Here is a 7,021-nt window from a genome sequence, read left to right as displayed (position 1 = left end):
GCTGTCGGGCTAGGCCGTAGCAACTTCCTGTTTGCCAGGGCGGACCTCATAGGGAACGCGCTGCCGGTATGTATGCTGGTCAGTACCCGGTGTCGGACAGCCGTGTTTCGCAGTCTCCGAACTGCGCGCCAGCAACGAACTGTCAACTTGAATCCGCACCGGCCAAGCAGCCTGTGGCGAGGTAATCCCCCTTTTTAAGTACGCACCAAAAGTAGAGGCTATGCGGCAAGGGCCAGTTTTTGAACTGGCGTCCTGCCGCCAAGGGTCATGTGTGGCTGGTCGTGATTGTAATCGTAAGCAAGGCGCTCAACTAATCCCTCTGGACGCCTTCAGGAATTTATCAGTAAGGTGGCAGTCAATGGAGTTTGTAAATGAATCCATTGTTACCTGGGATAAACTCATTTTCCGCGCCAATCTTCAAGACGGCATTGGACATATCGTCAATCGATTTTTGTAGCTCTTTTTGCTGACTTCGAAGCGCGTCCGCGGTGGAGAGGCTTTGAGCTCTCAATTGCTCGACGGCCTTTAGCAGGTCCGCCTGAGTTGCAGGAGGACTGCCCGCAGATGTTTTTAGATCTTCCCCCGTAATGGAAGATGCCATAGCGACGCTTGACGCCATCGAAAAAACGCCAGACAGGACATCGAAAATGGCTGCTGCTTTGGCTCCACGCTTTGCTTTGTCCAGTTGCTTGTTGAGTTCAGTTTCAACGGTGAGAATCTTCTGTTCAGCCGCAGCCTTGGATTGCAGAAGGACAAGCACCGTCTTTCGGTCCGCCTCCCCGCGCGCTATTCGTGATAGTTGAGTAGCATATCCAGCAAAATATTGTGCCGATACCATGTTTCGGTATGCGTTGCGTGCGCTTTGGTTGAGGAACGTGAGTTGTGCGCGTCGCTCCAAAGGTTCGATGTTGTAGTGAGACGCCTGCACCACTTTTCCGCCGCCAACAGGTTCTAGCCAAACATACCTGGAATCTTCATTGGACAGCTGGGTTCCTGGCGCAGGTTGGGGACTTATCGTGTTGTAGCACTGCTGTGCGAAACAAACCGCATCCGGACTTGGGCCAATACCAACAGCTAACACTCCCGTCCCAACCGGGTAATAAAAGGTTTGTGTTCCTATTGTGGCCGTTGAAATACGAACCTTTAAGAGCACACCCGCTTGGCCCAACCGGGCCGTCTCGGTCAGCCCTGCCTTCGCCACCCTGTTGAACTCCTGATCGACGGCCATCTTCACCAGATGGGGCTGCAGCCAGTCGAAGAGAGATGAAAGGTTGCTACTGACCATATCTAGACGGATGCTGCGCTGAGGGGTCACCAGCGGAGGAATTCCATTGCTGTCAATCAAGGGCACATAGTCATCCGCCCGCGCAATAGAACCAAGTGAGCTTACAAACGCAATAGCCGCAATCGCCAAAGCTTTCGTGATGTGCTTCCTCATGTTATTGATCAATACCAAAAAAGCCGAAAACATCCCGACGAGCATTGCTCAGGGCGGCCAGCGACCCAATGTTCAGAGCGCTGTAAGCTGCCTCTTCATTGTGGCGCACCAGTAATGCTCGCACCATCGTTGCCGTACGCTCAGCGTTGGACCTAATCGCTGACGCATTTGCTGCGTTCAGCCGTGCGGCGGGAGACCTTGCATCTACGCGTGAGACAGGTTGACTTGCCACCGGAACGCCAAAGACTTCAATATCCCCTGGAAGGAACTGCCGAATTGCATATTGGGTCGCTGTTTCCTCTGGGTCACGCACCCACAAAGGGGAAACTTTCATGGAAAAACGGTAGGCTTCCTTGGCGCCGACTCGTTCTGGGTGCGCGTGGCGTATTGTGCGGCACCTTGTGCCCCCCTTAGCTGGTGCGTTTTCAGGGCAAATTCCTTCGATGTCGGTGTATGGCGGCGAGTAATCCTGGACCGCAACCTGTCCCAACGCAAACTCAATTACTGTTTGCACGCCTCCTGCTGGGACCACGAAGCCCTCCGCGGCAAGGTCTGCGGTGAGCTTCTGTATTACCGCTCGGCGCGAGTGCAAGTCGGCAGCTGCCGATCCATGTTCCGTAACATCTTCAACCCTAGCCATTAAGTCCAGATACTTTTGCGCCTCAAACTTCAGGCGGCCTGTGGATAGCCCCAGTGCCGCACGAATCCCGAGCGAGGTGAACAACGCGGCGGGAAGATAGAGCGATGTCATGGCGTCAGTCCAGCGACGTTGACTAATATCCGCAATAGCCTCGTCCAGGCTATTCGATATGTCCATTAGCTTCTGGCGTACGAAAACGTCGGAAGTCCAGGCTTGGAATCCACCGGGAAAGTCAGTAGCAGCATTCACTTCATCGCTGTACCGAAGAATGCTGCCTCCGATTTTTGTCTGAAGATCAATCAACCGCTGGTCATGGAATATTTGACGAATCTCACCCGGAAGAGCATTCAATCTTTCAAGCACATCGGCAAGCCCTTTTTGAATGGAGGACAATTGTTGCACCATCACGCGTTGGTATTCCAAGGTCGCCTTCAGTGAGGCCCCGATTCCACCATCACCACGCTTGCTGGCTGCAATTTTTCCGCATACCGTTGCGGCAACTGCCAACACAGCCGCAACAGGAAATGCCTGTGCAGTTGACGGCGCCATCACAGTAACAACTGCTCCGGGTACAGCGAGTGCACGCACTGCAGTAGCCCAAGGGACGAAGTTAACCACTGGGGTTAGGCTGAGTGCCAAGAATCCACGTCGAGCCCTATTTTGAATAGCTAAGTCCACGACATCTCCCAAAAGTTATAGGTTAGGATCTTCACCGATTTCACTGAAATTTTCTCCTCAGCCTAACGCCATTTCCAACTTTCCACAGTGAAATAAGATCCTTGCCAAGTGGGAAATTTAAACAGCCCAACCCAAGTATTGCACAAGAAATCGATAGTAACAATTCAACCTTCAGTGCCGTTGAGCGAAAAATTCGGATCTCAAACCTAGTCCAAACGTCGCAAAAGTAGAGGCTATGCGGCGAGGGCTAGTCTTTGAACTGGCGTCATGCCGCCGAGGGCCATGCCCAAGATATGTCGGGAGGTACTGTTGCGTTCGAAGGCAGTGTGGGTAAGCGCGGGGGTACAACGGTTAATGCTAAATTCTCTATAGGAGCAATGGTGGACACCGTCGGATTCGACTCCGAAAGGTGTCCTGGTATCGTCGTAAGCAGGAGCTGAAGCCATGCTCCACGTGACAGGAAGCGATAAGACCGGATATGAGCGATTTTCATGGCTCACAACGCGCGCTCTCGCGAATGCTGCCGAAGTACAGCCCCCATTTAATGAATGGCGAAAGGCACTATGTTTGTTTGCTCCGTGTAGAGCACTGACTCTAACGGCCGCGGCCTCCGGCGAAGTGCATTTAATCGCCACCCCCGTATCACAAGTACCGTCGTTTTTTTAACGTGGCAACAGCCCACCTAGCATCAAATCGACTAGTGCCTCAAGAAACATCACCGGGTCGTCGACGAGATGACCCAGTGGCTGAACCGCACTGTTCCACATGGTTAGCATGAGCATAGCCGACGTCAGCACCTCGGTGGCCAGGGCAAGGTCGACCTGCCGGAACTCGTGTCGAGCGATTCCACGATCGAGCACCTTCGCAATCAGTCGCATATCCCGGCCGATCACTTCGGCCCGGTAGACCGTGGCCAGTTCCGGGAAATTATTGGCTTCCGCCGTGATGACTCTGATCAGGCCGGCGTCTTTCTTGGCACCGGCATGGACCCACCGTAGCATGATCACCCTCCGCATGAGCTCGGCACTATCCCCCTCGAACCCGGCAAGCAAGGTCTCAATCTCGGCAATGACGGGAACGACCCTGCCGCGCACTACTGCCTTGAAGAGTTCTTCCTTGCTCTTGAAGTACAGGTACATGGTGGGTTTGGAGACGCCGGCGCGTCGTGCGATATCCTCCAGGCGCGTTGACGCGTAGCCTTGCTCGATAAACAGTGCGAGCGCTGACGCAAGCAGCTCTTGTGGCCGCGCTTCCTTGCGGCGGACCCAGCGGGACTTGTTGCAAGTTGTCTTTGCCATTGGTTTCAAGAGCTCGCGCGTAAAGCGTTCCGTAATTGGCAAGTCGATACCTTCTCAAGCCCGGATCAAGTCTTCATTCGGTGGCGGTCCTGACCATCCTGCGCGTCGCCGCAAACGGCTTCAGTCCCGACCAGCAAAGCCAGATCGCCGCGAGCGCAGTCGGCAGCACGGTCGCGCTGAGGGCGTAATGCAGCCTGGCGCCGCCAGGGAAGAGGTGGTCCGACACCAGGGCGACGAGCGTCGGCCCCAGCCCGATGCCCAGCAGTCCCGCGATCAGCAAGTACACTGAAATCGCCTGGCCGCGCATATTGTTCGGACACACTTCCTGGATGCACGCCGGCGCCGCTGCCTGCGCAATGCTCAAGCCAAATACGGAAACGCCGAGCATGACGAACGCCGCAGTCGCGTTATCGGCCAGCGGCCACAGCGCTGCCATCGGCGCGCAGATCACGGTACCGACCAGCGATACGCGAAAGCGCGCGGCGTCGACGTTCAAGCGCAGCCAGCGATCGCTCAGGAAGCCACTGAACAGGGTTCCGCTCAGGCCGGCCGCGGCAATGATCAGGCCGAGAATGATGCCCGCCCGGCTGATCGGCATGTCGAAGCGCCGCTCGAACAGCGCCGGCGCCCACGACAGCATCCCGTAGCCGATCATGGCGAGCAGCGCCGGGTAGGTCAGCAGGCGCGCAAAGGTCTTGCGATGCTGCTTGAGGAAGGCGATGAATTCGCCGACCGAGCAGGCCGCGGCCTTTGCACTCAGTTCGCGGCGCAGAGGCTCGCGTACGGTCAGCAGCAACAGGGCCAGGCCGATTCCGGGCGCCGCGGCGGCAAGGAAGCAGATGCGCCAGGCCGGCAGCAGGCCGAATAATGGCAGGTCCATCCCTTCCTTCGGGATGGCCCCGAGCAGCCAGCCGCCGAGCAGCATCGACGCCCCCGACCCTACCGCCAGCGAGGTGTAATAAAAAGCCAGGGCGCGCCCGCGGCGTTCGGGGGCGACGTAGTCCGCGATCATCGAGTAGGCCGCCGGCGCCAGCACCGCCTCGCCCACACCCACGCCCATGCGGGCAATGAAGAGCATCGTGTACGAACTGGCAAAGGCGGAGGCCGCCGTCATCGCCGTCCAGAACAGCATGCCCCAGAAGATCAGGTTGCGCCGTGTCCTGCGGTCGACCATGCGCCCGAGCGGCAGGCCCATCAGGGTGTAGCAGATCGAGAACGCATAGCCCTGCAGCAGGCTGAACGCCGTATCCGAGATGGCGAACTCGGCGCGGATCGGCCGCACCAGCAAGGCCGGCAGCTGGCGGTCCAGCTGCGAGAACAGGGTGATCAGGAACAGTACGGCGATCACGTAACCGGCATATCGGAGGCTCGGATAGGGCGCGTCGAGCCGCTGGGCTGGGAGATTGTCCATGGTCTTGGTCGTCGGTGAAGTCGGGATCAGAAACGGTAGTCGACGTTGATGCCGAAGGTGCGCGGGTCGCCAGGCGTCTGGTTGTTATATCCCTGCAAGAAGAACGAATTCGAACGCGCCCAGTAGTACTTCCCGCCCAGGTTCTTGCCCCACAGCGAGACGCGGGTCCTGGTGTCCGGCAGGTTCAGGGTGAACAGCGCATTCAGCAAGCCATAACCGGCCTGGGTATTCGATGCGATCTGCCCCGCATTCAAAGGACGGAAGGGCAGGGCGTTCGTATTCACCGGCTGGAAGAACATGACCTCGGAACGCCAGTTATAGTCGAGGTGCAGGTCGAGACGCCCGAGCGGCGTCGCCAGCGGATAGTCGGCGCCCAGCGAATAGGTCTGTTTCGCGGTGGTGACGAAGTCCAGCCCCTGGAACGGCCCGTTGTCGAACTCGGGGTCGGTGAGGCCGATGCCGGCGGTCAGGTTCAGCTGGCCGAGGCGCAGTTGTGCATCGAGTTCCAGTCCCTTGACCGTGGCGTCGCCGGCGTTGATCACGGAACTGACAGTGGTGCTGCTGCCGGGTGGAAGATGCGGTGCGATTTGCTGGATGTCGCCGTATTTGGCGAGATAGGTGGCAAGGTTCAGGCGCAGCCTGCGCCCGAACAGCTCCATCTTCGAACCCGCTTCGTACGACACGACCTGTTCCTTGTCGAAAGGCGTATAGGAAAAGCGGCTGGTCCCGCCGGCGGGCTGGAAGCCGCCCGAGCGGAAGCCGCGCGACACCTTGCCATAGACGAGGGTGGCGTCGCTGAACTTGTAATCGAGCCCAAGCGTCCAGGGAGTGTAGTCCGAACGGATTGCCGGCGGCACGTAATGGCAGCCACCCTGGTCGAGCCCCGCCGCGGCCAGCGCGCAGCCAGCGGCGCCGGCCAGCTGCGCACCGGTTTCCCTGGTATAGCGTGGGGCGTAATAGTCGACGTCGCGCTTGTCCTTCACCAGGCGCGCACCCGCCGTCGCGCGCAGGTTCGGCAGGATGGCATAGGTCAGCTGGCCGAAGATGCTGCTCGAGGTCTGCTCGGAGTCGAATTCGTTGAGGCGCCCGAGCGTCGTGGCGCCGGACGGGGTGGTCACCAGGCTGCTGTCGCGCAGCGATTCGGTGAAGTAGTAGGCGCCGGCAATCCAGTCCAGGCCGTCGGAGAAGGCGCTGCCGTACACCTGCAGCTCCTGCGTGAACTGGTGGCCGCTGACGCCGTAGCGCTGCAACTGGTTGACGAAGGCGGGCGTCGCGTCCAGGTCATAGCCGCTCACCGTGTCGAGGTGGCGGTAGGCGCTGATCGACTTGAACGTGGCGGGGCCGGTATTCCAGCGCAGCGTGGCGGTGGAGTTGTCGACATCGGTGGTGTTGGCGGGGTTGAACCCGGCATGGCTGGTATAGCCGCCGGCTTGCCGGTACTGTGCGATCGGCGCCAACGCGGCGGCGGCGATGGCGGGATCGAAGTAATTGACGATCCAGACCTGGGAAGCGGCGTCGCTGCGGAAGCGGTCCCAGGTCAGGTCGAGCAGGAGGTC

Annotated in this window: 5 protein-coding genes; all 5 read right to left on the bottom strand. The window is 58.8% G+C overall.

The window, feature by feature from the left end; genetic code table 11:
• Positions 1-355 precede the first annotated feature (355 nt).
• Positions 356-1,438: a hypothetical protein gene (locus ACFPOU_RS23605; protein WP_379727524.1), complete on the bottom strand. Its 1,083-nt coding sequence runs from the start codon at positions 1,436-1,438 to the stop codon at positions 356-358.
• Between the two features lies 1 nt (position 1,439).
• Positions 1,440-2,756: a hypothetical protein gene (locus ACFPOU_RS23600; protein WP_379727521.1), complete on the bottom strand. Its 1,317-nt coding sequence runs from the start codon at positions 2,754-2,756 to the stop codon at positions 1,440-1,442.
• Between the two features lie 662 nt (positions 2,757-3,418).
• Positions 3,419-4,054 carry a TetR/AcrR family transcriptional regulator gene (locus ACFPOU_RS23595; RefSeq protein ID WP_379727518.1) on the bottom strand — a complete coding sequence of 212 codons (636 nt, stop codon included), beginning with the start codon at positions 4,052-4,054 and terminating at the stop codon, positions 3,419-3,421.
• Positions 4,055-4,127: 73 nt separating this feature from the next.
• Complete coding sequence (locus ACFPOU_RS23590) at positions 4,128-5,465, bottom strand: spinster family MFS transporter (RefSeq protein ID WP_379727515.1); 1,338 nt, start codon at positions 5,463-5,465, stop codon at positions 4,128-4,130.
• A gap of 26 nt (positions 5,466-5,491) precedes the next feature.
• On the bottom strand, positions 5,492-7,021 hold a 1,530-nt coding region (locus ACFPOU_RS23585), incomplete at its 5' end, for a TonB-dependent receptor (RefSeq protein WP_379727512.1).

Origin of the sequence: Massilia jejuensis (assembly GCF_042656795.1) — a bacterium.
In the GTDB taxonomy this organism is placed as follows: Bacteria; Pseudomonadota; Gammaproteobacteria; order Burkholderiales; family Burkholderiaceae_D; genus Telluria; species Telluria jejuensis.
Note: the sequence above shows the minus strand (reverse complement) of the source record. Positions and strands in the feature narration are given on the sequence as shown.